We start from the raw sequence: 17,637 nt of genomic DNA, 5'->3' as shown, positions 1-17,637 counted from the left end.
ACGCGTGGCGTGACCATCTCCACCCGCGGAGCATCGGCCCGGGCATGGCTCGAGCCGTCGCGCCGGTCGTACGGTGGATCCCTGACACCCGCTCGACGAGGAGCCGCCATGGTCCGGCGCGTCACCGTCCGTCCGATCGCGCTGACGTCCGTCGCGCTCGTCGTCGTGCCTCTGGCCCTCGCCGTGCCCGCCGTGGCCGAGGACTCGCCGACGACGCTGCAGGGCATCACGCTCGTCGACACCCGCCCGGGCATGCCCGGCGGTTACACCGAGCTGCGGCTCTCGGTCGAGCTCAGCGACCCCGACGGCCTCCCGGACGTCCTGACGAACTTCGAGACCCAGGACTACCCGGTCGGGTACGCGGACGTCCGCAGCTCGACGCCGACGCGGCCGCCCGATCTGCATCGCACGGCGCTCTACTGGGACCGTCTGGACCGGACCGGGGGGACGTCGACGTCGGGCACCTGGACCGGGACGGCCGCCGTCACCTCGGTCTCCACGGGCACGATCACGATGACGAAGATCGTCGTCACGGACCAGACCGATGCGACGACGACGGTCCCTGTCCCGGACGGCCCTGCGGTCGAGGTGAGCGGACCTGCGAGCCTGCCGTGGGCCTACGAGGTTCTCAACGCACCCGTGAAGGTCGTGACGGGGTCCGAGCGCTGGACGCCGTCGCTGCGCCTCGTGCGGCGCGACGACGGGACGCCCGTGGCCAGTGCGTTCAGCGCGGCGACGCCCTCGGGCATCGTCGACACGCCGTACTGGATCTGGAGCACGACGATCGTGACCCCGCAGTTCCTCGCGGAGTACCCGAGCGTGTTCCCGCTGCGCTCGTCGTCGACCGGCCTGCTGACGCTCCCCACGTACGGCGTGAGCGAGACGCACTTCGTGGGGTCGCTGGCCGGCTGGGGATCGGGTGCGCGGCGGTACTACACGGTCGCCGCGAACGGCCGGCTCGAACCGCCCGTGAAGTGGCAGGCGCGAGCGGACTTCAGCACCTCACGCGGCGACGTCGTCATGACCGGCAACGCATGGCCCGCACCGTCGGTCCACGCAGCGGCCAACCCGACGATCCACCTCCAGCGGCTCGTCGGACGCACGTGGCGCACCGAGGCGTCGAGCCGCGTCCGCGCCAACGGGCGGTTCACCGTGGTGTGGGACGCGCCCCCGTCGAGCGGGTACTGGGTGCGCGCCTACAAGCCCGGGGGCGTCGCGGGGCACGCCGTGAGCGTCGGGACGATCGGCCCCGCGACGTGGGTGACGCCCTGACCCGGGACGGACGTCGGCGCCGGTAGCGTGCTCGTGTGAGCGCACCCCGGCTGGCCGACGTCGTCCGACTCCTCGAGCAGCGCTACCCGCCCGCGACCGCCGAGTCGTGGGACGCCGTCGGGCTCGTCGCCGGTGACCCGGACGCACCCGTGCGTCGCGTGCTGTTCGCGGTCGACCCGGTCGCGACCGTCGTCGACGAAGCGCTCGAGTGGGGCGCCGACCTCGTCGTGACCCACCACCCGCTGCTGCTGCGCGGCGTGCACTCGGTCGCCGCGACGACCTTCAAGGGCGCGCTCCTGCACCGGCTCGTGCGCGGCGGGTGCGGACTGCTCACGGCCCACACCAACGCGGACGCCGCGGCCGGAGGCGTCGCCGACGCGCTCGCGGAGGTGCTCGGGCTCGTCGACGTGACGCCCCTCGTCGCCGACCCGGTGGCGCCGCTCGACAAGCACGTGGTGTTCGTCCCGGTGGCCGACGCCCAGGCCGTGGTCGACGCGATGGCCGATGCGGGTGCCGGAGCGGTGGGCCGGTACGAGCGCTGCGCGTGGACGACGACCGGGGAGGGCACGTTCACGCCGCTCGCCGGGGCGTCGCCCGCGGTCGGTGCGGTGGGCGAGCGTGCGGTCGTCGTCGAGGCGCGCGTCGAGCTGGTCGCGCCGCGCGGACGCCGTTCGGCCGTCGTGGCCGCGATGCGCGCCGCCCATCCGTACGAGGAGCCGGCGTTCGACGTGCTCGAGCTCGCGACCCTCGACGGCCCCACCGGCACGGGCCGGATCGGCAGGCTCACCGAGCCGACGACGCTGCGCGCGTTCGCCCAGGCCGTCGCCGACGTCACGCCCGCCACAGCGCAGGGCGTGCGGTTCGCGGGCGACCCCGACGCGAGCGTCGAGCGCGTCGCGGTCGTCGGCGGCTCGGGCGACCCGTTCTTCGACGCTGTACGGTCCGCGGGTGCGGACGTGTACGTGACTGCCGACCTGCGCCACCACCCGGCCTCCGAGCAGCGCGAGCGCGCGGAGTTCGACGCGGCCCGCTCGGGGCACCCGGCGACGCCGTACCTCGTCGACCTCGCGCACTTCGCGTCCGAGTGGCCGTGGCTCACGCTCGCCGCGCGGGACCTGACGGCCGATCTACGGGCGCTGGGCACTACGGTGGAGACCCGCGTGAGCGTGCGGTGCACCGACCCGTGGACGGGCCGCGTGAGCCGCACCGACGCACCCAGCTGACCGACGTACCGACCACCCTGATCCGCCCGCCCCGTCGGGGTGGGTGCCGGAAGGAACCCCGTGCCGAACGCCCCCGCAGCGGACCAGCGACGACTTCTCGACGTGCAGGCGCTCGACACGCGCCTCGACCAGCTCGCGCACCGGCGCCGGACGCTGCCCGAGCTCGCGCGGCTCGCCGAGCTCGACACGCAGCTCGCCGACCTGCACACGGCGCTCGTCACGTCGCAGACCGCGGTCGCGGACCTGCGTCGCGAGCTCGCGAAGGCGGAGGCGGACGTCCAGCAGGTGCGGGACCGTGCCGCGCGCAACCAGAGCCGGCTCGACTCGGGCCAGGGGACCGCGAAGGACCTGCAGGCGCTCCAGCACGAGCTCGAGTCGCTCGCCAAGCGCCAGGGGGACCTCGAGGAGGTCGAGCTCGAGGTCATGGAGCGGCTCGAGGCGCACGAGAGCGCGCTGTCCGAGGTGCAGGCCGCGCACGCCCAGCTCGTCGCGGGCAAGACCGAGGTCGAGACGCAGCGCGACGCGGCACTGGCGGAGATCGACGCCGAGGTCGCGCAGGTGCAGGCCCAGCGCGCGACGGCCGCCGAGGGCCTCGACGCCGGGCTCGTGACGCTCTACGACCGGCTGCGTGCCCAGCTCGGCGGCTCGGGCGCCGCGGCCCTGCGCGGCCGCCGCTGCGAGGGCTGCCGCCTCGAGCTCAACCCGCTGGACCTCGACGGCATCAAGGCGAAGCCCGACGACGCCGTCGTGCGGTGCGAGGAGTGCGGCCGCATCCTGGTCCGGCTGCCCGAGGGCCAGTGACGCGCCGGCTCGTCGTCGAGGCGGACGGCGGCTCGCGCGGCAACCCGGGGCCCGCCGGCTACGGCGCGCTGGTACGGGATGCCGAGACCGGTCGCGTGCTCGCGGAGCGCGCCGACTACCTGGGCATCGCCTCGAACAACGTCGCCGAGTACTCGGGCCTCGTCGCGGGCCTGCGTGCGGCCCGCGCGATCGACCCCGCGGCGGCGATCGAGGTCCGCATGGACTCCCAGCTCGTCATCCGGCAGATGAGCGGCGAGTGGCAGATCAAGCACGACGACATGCGTCGGCTCGCCGACCAGGCGCGCGCGATCGTCGACCCCGCGACCGTGACGTGGACGTGGGTGCCCCGCGCGGACAACGCTGCCGCCGACCGGCTGGCGAACCGTGCGATGGACACGAAGACTGCGATCGTGACCGACGACGACACGACCCAAGCCGACGTGCCCCCGGTGAGCGACACGGCAACGAGCGCGGCCTCGACGACGAGCGCAGCCACCGACCCCGGCAGCGGCCGCGTCCCGCGCCCCTCGGGCGCAGGAGTGCGGTTCGACGACGAGTCCCCGGTGACGCTCGTCCTGGTGCGGCACGGCGAGACCACGATGACCGTCTCCCGGGGCTACTCGGGCTCGAGCGAGCCGGGTCCGCCGCTCAACGAGCGCGGTCGGGCGCAGGCGCGTGCCGCCGCCGCGCTCGTGCACCGCGTGGGCCGCGACCTGTGGGGCGACATCGCCTACCCGAGCGAGGTCCTCGCCTCGCCGATGGTCCGCACGCAGGAGACGGCGGGCGTCATCGCCGAGCGCCTCGGCCTGCCCGTGCGCACCGAGGAGCGCGTCAAGGAAGCCGACTTCGGGCAGTGGCAGGGTCTGACCGCGGTCGAGATCGAGGAGCGCTGGCCGGGGCAGCTCGAGCCGTGGCACACGCGCGCCGACCTGCGGCCGCCGGGCGGCGAGTCGATCGTCGACGTGGGGGAGCGGCTGCGCTCGCTGTACGAGGAGCTGCTCACGACCGAGCGGGGACGGACCGTCGTCGTCGTGTCGCACGCGGTGGCGATCCGGGCCGCGCTCGGCGTGGCGATGGGCGCTCACCCGGGGTCGTGGAGCCAGCTGCGCATCGCACCGGCCTCGCTGAGCATCGTGCGGCTGTTCGCCGACCACCGGCACGAGATCGCCGTCGCCGGCGCGCCCAGCGAGGGCTGGGCCTGAGTCCTGCTGCCACGCGGTCGTCCGTGCCGGTCGGTCGTGGGGCGTCGGACGGGCGTCGGCGTCCGGTGATCGCGCGTCCGGTGGTCGCGCGTCCGGTGGTCGCGCGTCAGGTGGTCGCGCGTCAGGTGGTCGCGACGAGCGCGGCCACGGCGGCGACCAGAGCGAGCGGGGCGAGCACGAGGCCCTGGCGCACGATCGTCCGCGTCGGCACGTCCAGCAGCACCTGACGGCACCGCTGCCACCACAGCACGGTCGCGAGCGACCCCCACGGCGTGAGGATCGGCGCGACGCCCGTGCCGATGAGCAGCGCCGCGATCCGCAACGGGTCGCCGGCCGTGGCGGGGTCCAGCGCGAGGAACGCGGGCAGGTTGTTGACCGCGTTGGCGGCGAGCGCCCCCACGGCGGCGAGCCGCAGCAGGTCGAGCGGGCCGTGCCCGTCACCCGCCGCTCGGTGCAGCACCTCGGCCATCCCGTGCGCGTGCGCCGTCGCGACGAGCACGAACAACCCGGCGACGACGATCAGGGTGCGCCACGGCACCATGTCGCCCGGCGCGACGGGCAGCGGGCGCCGACGCGCGAGCGTCAGACCGAGCAGCAGCACGCCGGCGGCACCCGCGGCGAGGGCGGGCGTCACGCCGGCGACGAACGCGACCGCCATCGCGCCGACGACGAGGCCCGTGACCCGCAGCAGCACCGGGTCGGGTGCGGGCGGCGCAGCGACGAGGGCGTAGCGGCCGCGGATCGCGGCGCGGTCGCGCACGGCCAGCACGACGACCGTGACGACGACCGCCGCGAGCGCCGGTGCCCACATCAGCGCGAGGTAGCCCGTGCCCGACCGGCGGATCTCATGGTCCGCCAGCAGGTTCGTGAGGTTCGAGACCGGCAGGACCAGCGAGGCGGTGTTCGCGAGCGCGGCCACCGCCAGCGCGAACGGCAGCGGGGAGGTGCGCGTGTGTCGCGCGAGCGCGATGACCACGGGCGTCAGGAGCACCGCGGTCGTGTCGAGCGACAGCACCGCGGTCACCACGATGGCGAGCACGACGACGCCCGCCCAGAGCGCCCACCGGTGGCCGCGCGCCGCGCGTGCCGCGACGTCGGCGGCGGCCGTGAACAGACCCGCTCCCGCGCACAGCTCGGACACCACGGTGAGCGCCGCGACGAACAGCAGCACGGGGCCGGTGCGTTCGGCGAGCGCCACCGCGTCCGCGCGCGGCAGCAGGCCGGTGCCGATCGCGACCACCGACACGACGATGGCGACCACCCACCAGGGGCGGCCTCGGGGTGGCGTGCTCACACCACGAGTGTGAGCGTCCGAGGGCCACGGGCGCGTGCGGCACCCAGCTCCACCGCTCGCAGCTCACCGCCCACGAGCTCGGCGGCGGCGTGGGCCAGGGCGTCCCCGTCCCGCGGCGGCTGGGCCCGGCGAGTCAGCAGGTGCCGAGCGAGAACCCCGCGCGCGTGCTTGGCATTGTGTGAGACGACGGACCGCGTGCCGTCGAGGTCGCGCTCGACGCGCACGGCGACCCAGTCGGCGCCGACCGGCGGGCGCCACATCGCGACGTAGTCGGCGGACCGTCCGTCCACGACGAGCGCGCCGTCAGCCTCGGCGTCGAGCACGTCCGGGAGGGCGGCGCGCCACACCGCCGCGAGCGACCCGACACCGGGCAGGTCGACACCACCCGACAACCGGTACGCCGGCACGGCGTCCTCGGGCGTCACCACGCCCCACAGCCCGGAGAAGATCCGCACGCACGCGGCGGCGCGTCGTCGCTGCGCGGGCGTCAGGTGGTCGAGCCCCGCCGCCGCGTAGAGCACCCCCGTGTACACACCGCGGGCGGGTGCCGCGGGAGCCTCGCGCAGCCCGGTGTTGCGCGCGACCTCGTCGGCCAGACCGGCCGAGACGTGGAGCACGTCGGTCGCGTCCGGCCGCGCGGAGACCTCCACGAGCGCGTCGAGGACCGTGGCACGCAGCGGGTTCAGCGCCGGCGAGGACAGCGTGTCGAGGTCGACCGGCGCGCCGCGGCGCGGGGCGGTCTTGCCCTCGGACGGAGGGAGCAGCAGGAGCACCGGACGACTCTAGGACGCCGCCACCGCTCGACCGGCCTCAGCGCGCAGTGGGCGGGACGTGACGTTCGTCGGGGTGTCGGGTCGTGGGTGGCAGCACGACGGTGCCGGACTCGAGGTCGAACGGCGGCGCGTCGTCGCCCGTGTAGTGGATGTCGAGTCGCTGACGCTCCTTCTCGGCCGTGAGGAGCTCGCGGTTCGGCTGGAACACGTCACCGAGCGCGTCGAACAGCCCGCCCACCGTCGACGACCCTTCTCGCTCGACACGCGGCCGATCCAGGAAACGGTCGAACACGCCCCGGGCAGTCAGGCGGTCGGCGACGACGAGCAGCACCACCACCGCGACCAGCACGACGACCCACTCCATCCCGCCATGCTCGCACGCGGCGACGAGGCGCGGTAGGCGGTCAGCGGGCGGCGGTCAGGACCCGGCGGACTCCGCCGCGAGCGCTGCCGCCGCCTGCGACGGCGTGCCGCGCAGCAGGCAGAACTCGTTGCCCTCGGGGTCGGCGAGCACGACCCACGGGACGTCGCCCTGCCCGATGTCGACGCGCGTCGCCCCGAGCCCCAGGAGCCGCTCGAGCTCGGTGGCCTGGTCCGAGCCGTCCGGCGGACGCAGGTCCGCGTGCAGCCGGTTCTTGCCCCGCTTGGGGTCCTCGACGCGGATGAACAGCCAGTTCGTCGCGCCGCCACCCGGTGGGGAGATCTCGATCTCGTCGTCGTCCGGGGCCGGCTCCCAGACGTACTGCCACTGCAGGACCTGCGCCCACCACGCCGCGAGGGCGTGCGGGTCGCGCGAGTCGATCGTCAGCTGGGAGACCACGAGAGGCATGACCGCCACGGTAGGGCGCGTCGGTCGACGTCGCGCGGCGGGTAGCATCGACGGCGCGGATGAGTCAGCCAGGCGGCCGCGTCGGTCCGGCCCTCGGGTCGGTCCGCCGAGGAACGTCCGGGCTCCGTAGGGCAGGGTGGTGGGTAACACCCACCCGGGGTGACCCGCGGGACAGTGCCACAGAGAACAGACCGCCTCCCCGGACCGGTTCGCCGGGCCGGGGCGGTAAGGGTGAAACGGTGGTGCAAGAGACCACCAGCGCACCGGGTGACCGGTGCGGCTCGGCAAACCCCACCCGGAGCAAGGCCAGACAGGGAGCGTTCGAGGGCTGCCCGCCCGAGCTCCCGGGTAGGCCGCTGGAGGCGTGCGGCAACGTACGTCGTAGATGGATGGCCGTCGCCCGAGCGTGGGTAACCGCTCTCGGGAACAGAACCCGGCGTACCGGCTGACTCATCCGCCCGAACCGTTCAGGTGCGGCGCTCCTCACACGTCCGGTGGGGGACCTTGGTCCTGCGCGCGGGCTAGCGTGGCGGCGTGACCACGCCGACGTCCGCCGCGGCCCGCCTCGTGCGGGCTCTCGGGTTGTCCGTCCTGGTCGTCGCGCTGGCTGCGGTCGCGCACGCGCTCGGCGGAGGTCCCGCGCCCGCACCCGGGCTCGTCCTGGCGCTCGTCGCGCTGTCACTGCCCGTCACCGTGCTCGTCACGGGCCGACGAGTCACGTGGCCGGTCGCGCTCGCGGTCCTCGCCGTCGGGCAGCTCCTCCTGCACCACGCGTTCGCGGTGCTGGGCGCGTGCGGCCAGGTCGCACCCGACGCCGGGGCGCACGCGCACCACGGGGCGGCGGCGCACCTGGCGGCGACCTGCGCAAGCGGCGCTGCCTCCGGAGCCCCGCTCGTCGACGGTCGCGCGATGGCGGTCTGGCACGCCGTCGCGACGGTGGTGACCGCGCTCGTCGTGGCGGGCGCCGAGCGTGCGGCCGTGCACGTCGTCGGGCTGCTCGCGCCGCTCCTGCGGGCGCCCGCCGAGCTCGTCGCCCCGGTGCTCGTCCATGTCCTGCCGCACGACGACTCCGCCGCACCGGTCGCGACGCTGCACCTGCGCGGCGCGCCCTCTCGTCGGGGTCCTCCCTCGGTGGCGCTCCCGCCCACCGGCACACCCCGCGACTGACGGCCCCGACGCCCTCGTCGCGCGGTGTGACGTCGCCGTCCCGCCGCGCTCGCGCGGCCCCGCCTGTCGAGGACCTTGATGACCCCCTTCCTGCGCGCTCCTGCGCGACCCCTGGCGCCGCTCGCCGAGCGGCCCGCCGACGTACCGTTCCTGCCCATGAGCCGCCTGCTGTCCGTGCCCCGCCGCGACGTCGGCCGCCGAGGTGCGACGACCGTGCGCGCGACGAGGATGCTCGCTGCGGCGCTCGTCGCGGGCGGTCTCGTCCTCGCCGGCGGGACCGGCGCCGAGGCGCACGACCGGCTCGTGTCCAGCGACCCGCCTGCGGGCGCGACGCTGCCGCACGCTCCCGAGGCCGTGACGCTGACGTTCTCCGCACCCGCGCTCGCGATCGGCACCAAGATCGTGGTGCGCACGCCCGACGGGCGCGACGCCGCCTCCGGAGCGCCCGAGCTCGCCGACGCGGCCGTGCGTCAGGCCCTCGACGGCTACCTGCCTGCGGGGGAGTACACCGTCGAGTGGCGCGCCACGTCGGGCGACGGCCACCCGATCGACGGGACGTTCACGTTCGTCGCGGCCGACGCCCTCGGGACGCCCGAGCCGACCGCGACACCTGAGCCGACCGCGGCGCCGACACCCGAGCGCACTCCCGCGGCGACTGCTCAACCGACGCCGGAGTCGACGCCGTCGGCGCTGCCGACGATCGACCCCGGCCCGCGCAGCGGCGGGCCGGCGACGTTCGTCGTCGGGGCGCTGTTCGCGGTGCTCGTCGCGGGCGTCGTCGCCGTGCTGTGGTCCGTGCGCCGCTCGCGGCGGTCCGGCACCTGACGCCCCACGTCCCGCGCCTGCTCGTCGGGCGGGCGCGGGACGTGCACCCAGGCCACGAGCACCACCGAGATCAGCATGAGCAGGAACCAGGCGACGAGCTTGTGCGGCGAGACCAGGTGCCAGCCGGCCGCCTGCGCGGGGTAGAGCCACGCACCGGCGAACGTCGCGACGTTCTCGGCCACCCAGATGACGCTCGACACGAGCAGGAACGCCACCAGCACGGGCATGCGACGCACCTGCGTCAGGACGCGCACGTGCATCACGCAGCGCCCGTAGACCACGACGACCGCCGCGACCAGCAGCCACCGCGCGTCCCACCACCAGTGGTGCGTGAAGAAGTTCGCGTAGATCGCCACGGCGACCACCGCCGTGAGCCAGCGCCGCGGGTACCGGTCGAACCGCAGGTCGAAGATCCGCATGACGCGCGCCAGGTACGAGCCGACCGCGCCGTACATGAAGCCCGAGAACAGCGGGACGGCGCCGACCCTGAGCATCCCGTCGGCTGCGTACGACCACGAGCCCACGTCGGTCTTGAAGACCTCCATGACCGTCCCGACGACGTGGAACAGCAGCACGACCCGCATCTCGCGGACCGTCTCCAGGCGCGTGACGAGCATGAGCACCTGGAGCGCGACCGCGACGAGCGTGAGCGCGTCGTTGCGCGCGAGCGGGGCGTCGTCCGGGTACCAGAGGCGTGCGGCGAGGATCGCGGCGAGCAGCAGCGCGCCGAACAGGCACGCCCACGCCTGCTTGAGCGTGAACACGACGAGCTCGACGAGCCACGCGCGCGGACCCGTGGTCGGCAGGCGCGCGAGGCGCCGGTGCGCCCAGGCGTCGATCCGCTGCTCGACCGACGTCAGCCCGCGCTCGACGGCCGAGCGCGCGTGCGACAGGGGGCGGACCAGGCGGTGGGCGAGCAGCACGGGACCAGCCCAGCACTCGGCGGCCGGCGGTGACCCCGGTTCGTGTGGAGGTTCTGGGCGGGTGACGCGCAGGTGTGGGACGACGCGCGTCAGCCGCCGGGGAGAGCCGCGTCAGCCGCCGGGAGGAGTCCGGTGCGACGCGTGTGCGATGAGGATGCGCTGCTGCTCGTGCGCCGCTCGCTGGGCCGGCGCGGCCAGGCGGGGGTCGTCCGGCTCGGCGCCGCCCGCGAGCGCCGTCAGGTAGGCGCGGTCCGCGGTGACTCGCGCGTCGAGCTCGCGCCCCACCGAGCCGTGACCGGGCACGACGAGGGTCGCCCCGCACGTCGCGAGCACGTCGAGCGCCGTGCGGTAGTCGCCGACCGGGTCGGCGGCGTCGTCGTCGAGCAGCGGGATCTCGATGTCGCTGAGCATGTCGCCCGCGATCAGCACGCCGACGTCGGGCAGCAGGAGGGCGCTGTGCCCAGCGGCGTGCGCGCGGTGCGCGAGGACCAGTGCCCGCGGGCCGGACCAGCCGATCGCCTCGTCGTCCAGGGTGTGCCACGCAGCGGCGACGCCCTCGCCACCGCCCGGGCGTACGGGCGCCGGTCGCGGCTCAGGCGCGATCGCGGCAGGCGCGTCGGCAGGTCTGGCGTGCAGCGCCCGGGCGAGCTCGTCGTCGTCGTCGCGCTGGGCCGCGAACCGGGCGACAGGGACGTGCGCCCGCGCGGGCTCGTCGGGCTGGTTCCCGCTCGGCGCCGACCAGCGCGGCACGCCCCGCAGCCACGGACCGTCGAGGCGGTGGTCCCAGTGCGGGTGCGTCGACCAGACGGCGACCGGGTGCCAGCCGCGCGCACGCACGGCGTCGCCGAGCGCCTCGACCTCGCGCGCCGTGACGCCCGGGTCGACGACGAGACAGCCGCCCTCGTCGCCCACCACGACGGTGCTCGTCGTCGTGTACACCTCGCTCGTCGCGACGTGGACGCCGGGCGCGACCTCGACCAGCACGCCGTCGGACGTCACCGCGCGGACGCGACCGCGTCAGTGGCGCGCCGCGAGCGCGGCCGCGCCCACGATGCCGGCCTTGTTCAGCAGCTCGGCCGGGACGATCGTGGTGCGCAGGTCGAGCAGCGGCAGGAACTTCTCGTGGTGCTTGCTCACGCCGCCGCCCACCACGATCAGGTCGGGCCAGAACAGGTTCTCGACGACGGAGAAGTAGCGCTGCAGGCGCTGCGCCCACTGCGGGAAGTCGAGCTCGTCACGATCCCGCGCGGCGTCGGACGCGCGCGTCTCCGCGTCCTGCCCGTCGATCTCCAGGTGCCCCAGCTCGGTGTTCGGGACCAGACGGCCGTCGACGACCAGCGCCGAGCCGATGCCCGTGCCCAGCGTCATCACCAGCACCACGCCGTCGACGCCCTTCGCGGCGCCGTACTGCGTCTCGGCGAAGCCCGCCGCATCGGCGTCGTTGACCGCCACCACGGACCGACCCGTGGCCCGCGAGAACAGCTCCTGGGCATCGGTGCCGATCCACGAGTCGTCGACGTTCGCCGCCGACTGCGCCACGCCGTGCAGCATGACCGCGGGGAACGTGACGCCGATCGGCACCTTCTTGTCGAGGTCGAACGAGTCGACGATCTCGGCGACCGTCGCCGCGACCGCATCCGGCGTCGCCGGCTGCGGGGTGGGGATGCGCAGCCGGTCGTCGGCGAACGCCCCCTTCTTCAGGTCCACGGGGGCGCCCTTGATGCCGCTGCCGCCGATGTCGATGCCGAACGCGAGGTCGTGATGGCTCATGGCAGGGTCAGGATCTCCGCTCCGTCTTCGGTGACCAGCAGGGTGTGCTCGAACTGCGCGGAGCGGCGGCCGTCCGCCGTCACGACGGTCCAGTCGTCGTCCCACATGACCCAGTCGGGCGTTCCGAGGTTGAGCATGGGCTCGATCGTGAACACCATGCCCGGCTCGATGAGCGTGTCGTACTGCGGTGCCGCGTCGTAGTGCGGGACCACGAGGCCCGTGTGGAACGCCGGTCCCACGCCGTGGCCGGTGTAGTCGCGCACCACGCCATACCCGAATCGTGCTGCGTACTTCTCGATCACGCGACCGATGACGTTGATCTCGCGGCCCGGCTTGACGGCCTTGATGGCCCGGTCGAGCGACTCCTTCGTACGCTCGACGAGCAGGCGCGACTCCTCGTCGACGTCACCCGCCAGGAACGTCGCGTTGTTGTCCCCGTGCACGCCGCCGATGTACGCCGTGATGTCGATGTTCACGATGTCGCCGTCCTGCACCACGGTCGAGTCCGGGATCCCGTGGCAGATGACCTCGTTGAGGCTCGTGCACAGCGACTTCGGGAACCCGCGGTAGCCGAGCGTCGACGGGTACGCGCCGTGGTCGAGGAGGAACTCGTGCCCGATCCGGTCGAGCTGGTCCGTCGTCACGCCTGGCTCGACGTGCGCACCGACCTCCGCGAGCGCCTGCGCGGCGATCCGTGCCGCGCCCCGGATCGCCGCGATCGTCTCGTCGTCGAGCACGTCCGGTCCGGTGTAGTGCCGCGGTCCCGGCTTGTCGACGTACTCGGGACGGGCGATGGTGGACGGGACGGCGAGACGGGGGCTGATCTTGCCGGGGACGAGCGCGGAGCGGACGGGCGACATGGCTGGCAGTCTACGAAAGCGCAGGCACCACCAGACCGCGCGCCCGCGCCTGCTCGACGACGGTGAGCGCGACGATGGGCTCGAACGTGGGCCCGAAGCTGGGCTCGAAGGTGAGGAGGAGGGACCGTGGGCGACGACACGCCGCAGTACTGGTACAACACCGCGACCAAGCAGGTCGAGGAGGGTCGACGCAGCGACTGGAAGGACGTCCTCGGGCCTTACTCGTCGCGCGAGGAGGCGCTGCACGCCCTCGAGAAGGCACGCTCCCGCACCGCCGCGTGGGAGGCGGAGGAGGAGGCCGAGCGCTGACGGCGACCGCTGAGCGTCACGTCAGGAAGCTGTGCTCCGCGTCCGGGAACGTGCCGCTGCGGACCTCGTCGACGTACGCGCTCGCGGCCGCCCTGAGCGCCGCACCGACCTCGCCGAACCGCTTGGCGAACCGCGGCGACCAGTCGCCCATGCCGGCCATGTCGACCCAGACCAGCACCTGACCGTCGCACTCGGCGCCTGCGCCGATGCCGATCGTCGGGATCGCGACGATCTCGGTGATGCGCGCGGCCACCGGCGCGGGGACCATCTCGAGCACCACGGCGACCGCGCCCGCGTCGGCGACCGCGAGCGCGTCCTCGGACAGCTCCTCGGCAGCCACGTCGCCGCGGCCCTGGACACGCGGCCCGCCCAGCAGGTTCTCGGACTGCGGCGTGTAGCCCAGGTGGCCGACGACCGGGATGCCCGCCGCCGTGATCGCGCGGATCTGCGCGGCGGAACGCTTGCCGCCCTCGAACTTCACCGCGTCCGCGCCGGTCGTCTTCATGACCCGGACCGCGGTCTCGAGCGCCTGCTGCGGCCCGGCCTCGTACGAGCCGAACGGCAGGTCGACGACGACGAACGCGCGCTGGGCCGCGCCCGCGACCGCGCGCGCCGGCGGGATCATGTCCTCGACCGTCACCGGCAGGGTCGTGGCGTGACCGTGCATCGTGTTCCCGATCGAGTCGCCGACGAGCAGCATGTCGACGCCCGCCTCGTCGAAGATCCGCGCCGTCACCGCGTCGTACGCGGTGAGCATCGTGAGCCGTCGGCCCGCCTCCTTGGCCTCGCGCAGGTGGTGGACTCGCACGCGCTTGGGGGTCTCGGTCATCGTCGCTCCGTTCGGTCCTGCGGTTCGTCTGCTGGTCGTTCGTACGGATGGTGCGGGATGGGTCGCGTGCGCCGGCCGGGATGTCTCGTCGTGCCCCCGCGGGTCAGGTCCCGCGGCGGCGGCCCTGTCGGTGGCGTTCGTCGTCCGGGCTCAGGGCTCGCGCCAGCGGGACGTCACCGGCAGACGCCGGTCGCGCCCGAACGCGAGCGCCGTGACCTTGGGCCCCAGCGGGTACTGCCGACGCTTCCACTCGGCCCGGTCGACGAGCTGCAGCACCCGGTCGACGACGGCCTCGTCGTAACCGCGCGCGAGCAGCTCCTGACGCCCTTCGGCGTGCTCGACGTACGCGTCGAGGACCTCGTCCAGCAGGTCGTACGGCGGCAGCGAGTCCTGGTCGGTCTGGCCCGGACGCAGCTCGGCGCTCGGCGGCTTCGTGATCGAGGACTCCGGGATCGGCGGGATCTCGCCGCGGTCGATCGCGTGGTTGTTGCGCCAGCGCGCCAGCGCCCAGACGCGCGACTTGTCGACGTCCTTGAGCGGCGCGTAGCCGCCGATGCTGCCGGCGTCGTAGATGGTCGCGTACCCGGTCGCGAGCTCGGACTTGTTGCCCGGCGCGATGACGAGGTGCCCCTCGCGGTTCGAGATCGCCATGAGGATCACGCCCCGCACCCGCGCCTGCAGGTTCTCCTCGGCGACGCCCTCGAGCGCGAGCTGCGCCTGGAACGCGTCGACCATCGGCGCGATCGGCTGCACGCGGTAGTCCGCACCGATGCGCTTGGCGAGGTCCTCCGCGTCGTCCTTGCTGTGCTCGGACGAGAACGACGACGGCATCGAGACGCCCACGACGTTCTCGCCGCCGATCGCATCCGCCGCGATCGCCGCCGTCAGCGCCGAGTCGATCCCGCCCGAGACCCCCAGCAGCACCGACCGGAACCCGTTCTTGCGCACGTACCCGGCCAGCCCGAGCACCACCGCCCGGTACGTCTCCTCGTCGGGGTGCAGCGGCGGGACCTGCGGGCCGGGCAGCGACGGCTCGCCCTCGTCGGCCAGGTCCCACACCAGCAGGTGCTCGACGAACTGCGGCGCGCTGGCCAGGCTCGTGCCGTCGCGGTCCACGACGAACGAGCCGCCGTCGAACACGAGGTCGTCCTGGCCGCCGACGAGGTTGACGTACAGCACCGGCGCGTCGACCTGCTCGGCGCGCCGTGCCGCGAGCTCGGCCCGCACGTGGCCCTTGCCCTCCTCGAACGGCGAGCCGTTGAGGACGACCAGCGCCGCGACCTCGTTCTCGTCCATCAGGGAGACCGGGCCGCCGTCCTGCCAGATGTCCTCGCAGATCACGACGCCGAGCCGGCGACCCGCGACGTCGATCACGCAGATCTCGTCGCCGGGGGCGAAGATCCGGTACTCGTCGAACACGCCGTAGTTCGGCAGGTGGTGCTTGGAGTAGCGCGCCTCGACGCGACCGCCGCGCAGCAGGATCGCGTCGTTCGTCGGGCGCACGGCGTCCGACGCCTCGGGGCGTCCGGCGACCACGTCGCCGACCAGCTCGGAGTCCGGCAGCAGCGCCGTGGGAAGGCCGTCGTCGACGAGGCCGTCGGACGGTGCCTTGCTGCTGTCGTGGCCGTCACCCTCCTCGTCGTGCGTGCGCAGCCGCCTGGCGGGCCGCTCGCCGACCGACCCGACGAGGACCGCGACGTCACCGAGCCCCGCCTCGTCGAGCTCGACCGCGAGCCGCTCGAGCGTCGCCTGAGCGGCGCGCCGGAACGATGCCCGTAGCGCGAGGTCCTCGATGGGGTACCCCGTGAGCGTCATCTCCGGGAAGACGACGAGCTGCGCACCCTCGTCGGCCGCCTTGCGCGTCCACTCGAGCACGAGGCGCGCGTTGCCCTCGAGATCCCCGACGCACGTGTCGACCTGCGCCGCTGCCACTCTCACCCGACCCACACCCCGACCCTACCGACCCCCACCCGCACCCACCGCCGCACCGTGGCCCACCCCACACCCTGGGCGCGTGCTGGTCGGTGCGGTGGCCGGTGGGTGGGGCGCGGGTGCCGGCCGTGGGGCCGTGGCCGGTGGGTGCCGGCCGCAGGTGGTGGCTGCTGGGCGTCGGCCGGTGGGTGTGTGGCGGTGGGACAGGGGTGGTGGTCGAGGTGCGGGCGCGCCGGTGTGCGGATGGGCACGTGGGCAGGGGGTGGGATCGTGCAGGATAGGCGCCATGGACAGGCAGCAGGAGTTCGTGCTCCGCACGGTCGAGGAGCGGGACATCCGCTTCATCCGTCTCTGGTTCACCGACGTGCTCGGGATCCTGAAGTCGGTGGCGGTCGCCCCCGCCGAGCTCGAGGCCGCCTTCTCGGAGGGCATCGGGTTCGACGGCAGCGCGATCGAGGGCCTGACCCGCGTCTACGAGGCGGACATGATCGCCCGGCCCGACCCGTCGACGTTCCAGGTCCTGCCCTGGCGCGGCGAGCGCCACGGCACCGCGCGCATGTTCTGCGACCTGCTCACGCCCGAGGGCGAGCCGAGCCTCGCGGACTCCCGGAACGTGCTCAAGCGCGCGCTCAGCCGCGCGAGCGACAAGGGGTTCACGTTCTACACGCACCCCGAGGTCGAGTTCTACCTGTTCGACGCGCCCGCGGACCCCGACCAGCCGCTCGTGCCGGTCGACCAGGGCGGGTACTTCGACCACGTGCCGCGCGGCACCGCGCACGACTTCCGGCGTGCGGCCATCACGATGCTCGAGTCCATGGGCATCTCGGTGGAGTTCTCGCACCACGAGGCCGGTCCGGGGCAGAACGAGATCGACCTGCGCTACGCGGACGCGCTGACGACCGCGGACAACATCATGACGTTCCGGCAGGTCGTCAAGGAGGTCGCGCTCGAGCAGGGCGTCTTCGCGAGCTTCATGCCCAAGCCGCTGGCCGACCAGCCGGGCTCGGGCATGCACACGCACCTGTCGCTGTTCGAGGGGGATCGCAACGCGTTCCACGAGCCGGGTGCGCACCTCGAGCAGTCGAAGGTCGCGCGTCACTTCATCGCGGGTCTGCTCAAGCACGCCGCGGAGATCACGGCGGTGACCAACCAGTTCGTGAACTCCTACAAGCGGCTGTGGGGCGGTGCCGAGGCGCCGAGCTACATCTGCTGGGGCCACAACAACCGCTCGGCGCTGGTCCGGATCCCGATGTACAAGCCGGGCAAGGGCAACTCGAGCCGTGTCGAGTACCGCGCGGTCGACAGCGCGACGAACCCGTACCTCGCGTTCGCCGTCCTGCTGGCCGCCGGCCTCAAGGGCATCGAGGAGGGCTACGAGATGCCCGAGGGCGCCGACGACGACGTGTGGGAGCTGACCGACGCCGAGCGACGCGCGCTGGGCATCGAGCCGCTGCCGCAGTCGCTCGACCAGGCGATCGCGGTCATGGAGAAGTCCGAGCTCGTGGCCGAGACGCTCGGCGAGCACGTCTTCGACTTCTTCCTGAAGAACAAGCGGCGGGAGTGGGACGAGTACCGCGCCCAGGTCACGCCCTACGAGCTGAAGCGGTTCCTGCCGGTCCTGTGAGCCG

The 17,637-nt window shown here is 73.9% G+C and carries 17 protein-coding genes, 1 other RNA gene and 1 pseudogene; 9 read left to right on the top strand and 10 right to left on the bottom strand.

Features of this window, described 5'->3' with window-relative positions; all coding sequences use genetic code 11:
* Nucleotides 1–108 precede the first annotated feature (108 nt).
* From CPE01_RS07415 to CPE01_RS07400, 4 genes are read left to right on the top strand one after another with little or no spacing between them, the layout of a single operon-like run.
* Nucleotides 109–1,272 carry a hypothetical protein gene (locus tag CPE01_RS07415; protein ID WP_146806017.1) on the top strand — a complete coding sequence of 388 codons (1,164 nt, stop codon included), beginning with the start codon at nucleotides 109–111 and terminating at the stop codon, nucleotides 1,270–1,272.
* Between the two features lie 35 nt (nucleotides 1,273–1,307).
* Nucleotides 1,308–2,495: a Nif3-like dinuclear metal center hexameric protein gene (locus CPE01_RS07410; RefSeq protein ID WP_146806016.1), complete on the top strand. Its 1,188-nt coding sequence runs from the start codon at nucleotides 1,308–1,310 to the stop codon at nucleotides 2,493–2,495.
* 60 nt (nucleotides 2,496–2,555) lie between these two features.
* Entirely contained in the window at nucleotides 2,556–3,296 is a 741-nt protein-coding gene (locus CPE01_RS07405) for a zinc ribbon domain-containing protein (RefSeq protein ID WP_146806015.1), read from the top strand.
* A complete protein-coding gene (locus CPE01_RS07400) occupies nucleotides 3,293–4,498 on the top strand; it encodes a bifunctional RNase H/acid phosphatase (RefSeq protein ID WP_146806014.1) in 1,206 nt (401 codons plus the stop codon). The genes CPE01_RS07405 and CPE01_RS07400 overlap by 4 nt, the downstream gene beginning before the upstream one ends.
* 121 nt (nucleotides 4,499–4,619) lie before the next feature.
* Here CPE01_RS07400 and CPE01_RS07395 read toward each other — a convergent pair whose 3' ends face one another.
* From CPE01_RS07395 to CPE01_RS07380, 4 genes are read right to left on the bottom strand one after another with little or no spacing between them, the layout of a single operon-like run.
* Complete coding sequence (locus CPE01_RS07395) at nucleotides 4,620–5,792, bottom strand: SLC13 family permease (protein ID WP_146806013.1); 1,173 nt, start codon at nucleotides 5,790–5,792, stop codon at nucleotides 4,620–4,622.
* On the bottom strand, nucleotides 5,789–6,565 hold the full coding sequence (locus CPE01_RS07390; RefSeq protein ID WP_146806012.1) for a YaaA family protein: 777 nt from the start codon (nucleotides 6,563–6,565) through the stop codon (nucleotides 5,789–5,791). Before CPE01_RS07390 ends, CPE01_RS07395 begins: the two co-directional genes overlap by 4 nt.
* A 37-nt stretch (nucleotides 6,566–6,602) precedes the next feature.
* Nucleotides 6,603–6,929: a DUF6191 domain-containing protein gene (locus CPE01_RS07385; protein WP_186811453.1), complete on the bottom strand. Its 327-nt coding sequence runs from the start codon at nucleotides 6,927–6,929 to the stop codon at nucleotides 6,603–6,605.
* 54 nt (nucleotides 6,930–6,983) lie between these two features.
* The gene (locus CPE01_RS07380; protein WP_146806011.1) at nucleotides 6,984–7,394 is read right to left on the bottom strand and encodes a VOC family protein; all 411 of its coding nucleotides are present in this window, start codon (nucleotides 7,392–7,394) and stop codon (nucleotides 6,984–6,986) included.
* A 60-nt stretch (nucleotides 7,395–7,454) separates the two neighbouring features.
* Here CPE01_RS07380 and rnpB point away from each other — a divergent pair.
* The 3 genes and pseudogenes from rnpB to CPE01_RS16735 all read left to right on the top strand — a co-directional run.
* Nucleotides 7,455–7,851: RNase P RNA component class A (rnpB, locus tag CPE01_RS07375), an RNA gene on the top strand.
* Between the two features lie 77 nt (nucleotides 7,852–7,928).
* Entirely contained in the window at nucleotides 7,929–8,561 is a 633-nt protein-coding gene (locus CPE01_RS07370; RefSeq protein ID WP_146806010.1) for a hypothetical protein, read from the top strand.
* A 78-nt stretch (nucleotides 8,562–8,639) separates the two neighbouring features.
* A pseudogene (locus CPE01_RS16735) lies at nucleotides 8,640–9,119 on the top strand (copper resistance CopC family protein); the annotation flags it as partial.
* A gap of 101 nt (nucleotides 9,120–9,220) precedes the next feature.
* On the opposite strand, the gene CPE01_RS07360 reads toward CPE01_RS16735, so the two are convergent.
* The 4 genes from CPE01_RS07360 to map form a co-directional block, all read right to left on the bottom strand.
* Nucleotides 9,221–10,309, bottom strand: coding sequence for a DUF817 domain-containing protein (locus CPE01_RS07360; protein ID WP_146806008.1), 1,089 nt, complete (start codon nucleotides 10,307–10,309; stop codon nucleotides 9,221–9,223).
* A 111-nt stretch (nucleotides 10,310–10,420) separates the two neighbouring features.
* The gene (locus tag CPE01_RS07355; RefSeq protein WP_146806007.1) at nucleotides 10,421–11,308 is read right to left on the bottom strand and encodes an MBL fold metallo-hydrolase; all 888 of its coding nucleotides are present in this window, start codon (nucleotides 11,306–11,308) and stop codon (nucleotides 10,421–10,423) included.
* An 18-nt stretch (nucleotides 11,309–11,326) separates the two neighbouring features.
* On the bottom strand, nucleotides 11,327–12,079 hold the full coding sequence (ppgK, locus tag CPE01_RS07350) for a polyphosphate--glucose phosphotransferase (protein WP_146806006.1): 753 nt from the start codon (nucleotides 12,077–12,079) through the stop codon (nucleotides 11,327–11,329).
* Nucleotides 12,076–12,939: a type I methionyl aminopeptidase gene (map, locus tag CPE01_RS07345; RefSeq protein WP_146806005.1), complete on the bottom strand. Its 864-nt coding sequence runs from the start codon at nucleotides 12,937–12,939 to the stop codon at nucleotides 12,076–12,078. Before map ends, ppgK begins: the two co-directional genes overlap by 4 nt.
* 126 nt (nucleotides 12,940–13,065) lie before the next feature.
* On the opposite strand from map, the gene CPE01_RS07340 reads away from it, so the two are divergent.
* Entirely contained in the window at nucleotides 13,066–13,248 is a 183-nt protein-coding gene (locus CPE01_RS07340; RefSeq protein ID WP_146806004.1) for an SPOR domain-containing protein, read from the top strand.
* A 16-nt stretch (nucleotides 13,249–13,264) separates the two neighbouring features.
* On the opposite strand, the gene panB is transcribed toward CPE01_RS07340, so the two are convergent.
* Together panB and CPE01_RS07330 are read right to left on the bottom strand one after the other, a co-directional pair.
* On the bottom strand, nucleotides 13,265–14,077 hold the full coding sequence (gene panB / locus CPE01_RS07335) for a 3-methyl-2-oxobutanoate hydroxymethyltransferase (RefSeq protein WP_146806003.1): 813 nt from the start codon (nucleotides 14,075–14,077) through the stop codon (nucleotides 13,265–13,267).
* A 150-nt stretch (nucleotides 14,078–14,227) separates the two neighbouring features.
* The gene (locus CPE01_RS07330) at nucleotides 14,228–16,024 is read right to left on the bottom strand and encodes an NAD+ synthase (protein ID WP_246783799.1); all 1,797 of its coding nucleotides are present in this window, start codon (nucleotides 16,022–16,024) and stop codon (nucleotides 14,228–14,230) included.
* 271 nt (nucleotides 16,025–16,295) lie between these two features.
* On the opposite strand from CPE01_RS07330, the gene CPE01_RS07325 reads away from it, so the two are divergent.
* Nucleotides 16,296–17,633, top strand: coding sequence for a glutamine synthetase family protein (locus tag CPE01_RS07325; protein WP_146806002.1), 1,338 nt, complete (start codon nucleotides 16,296–16,298; stop codon nucleotides 17,631–17,633).
* Nucleotides 17,634–17,637: the final 4 nt, after the last annotated feature.

The organism is Cellulomonas persica, from assembly GCF_007989825.1.
In the GTDB taxonomy this organism is placed as follows: Bacteria; Actinomycetota; Actinomycetes; order Actinomycetales; family Cellulomonadaceae; genus Cellulomonas; species Cellulomonas persica.
The sequence above is the reverse complement of the archived record's forward strand: the minus strand, read 5'-3'. Positions and strand labels throughout refer to the sequence as shown.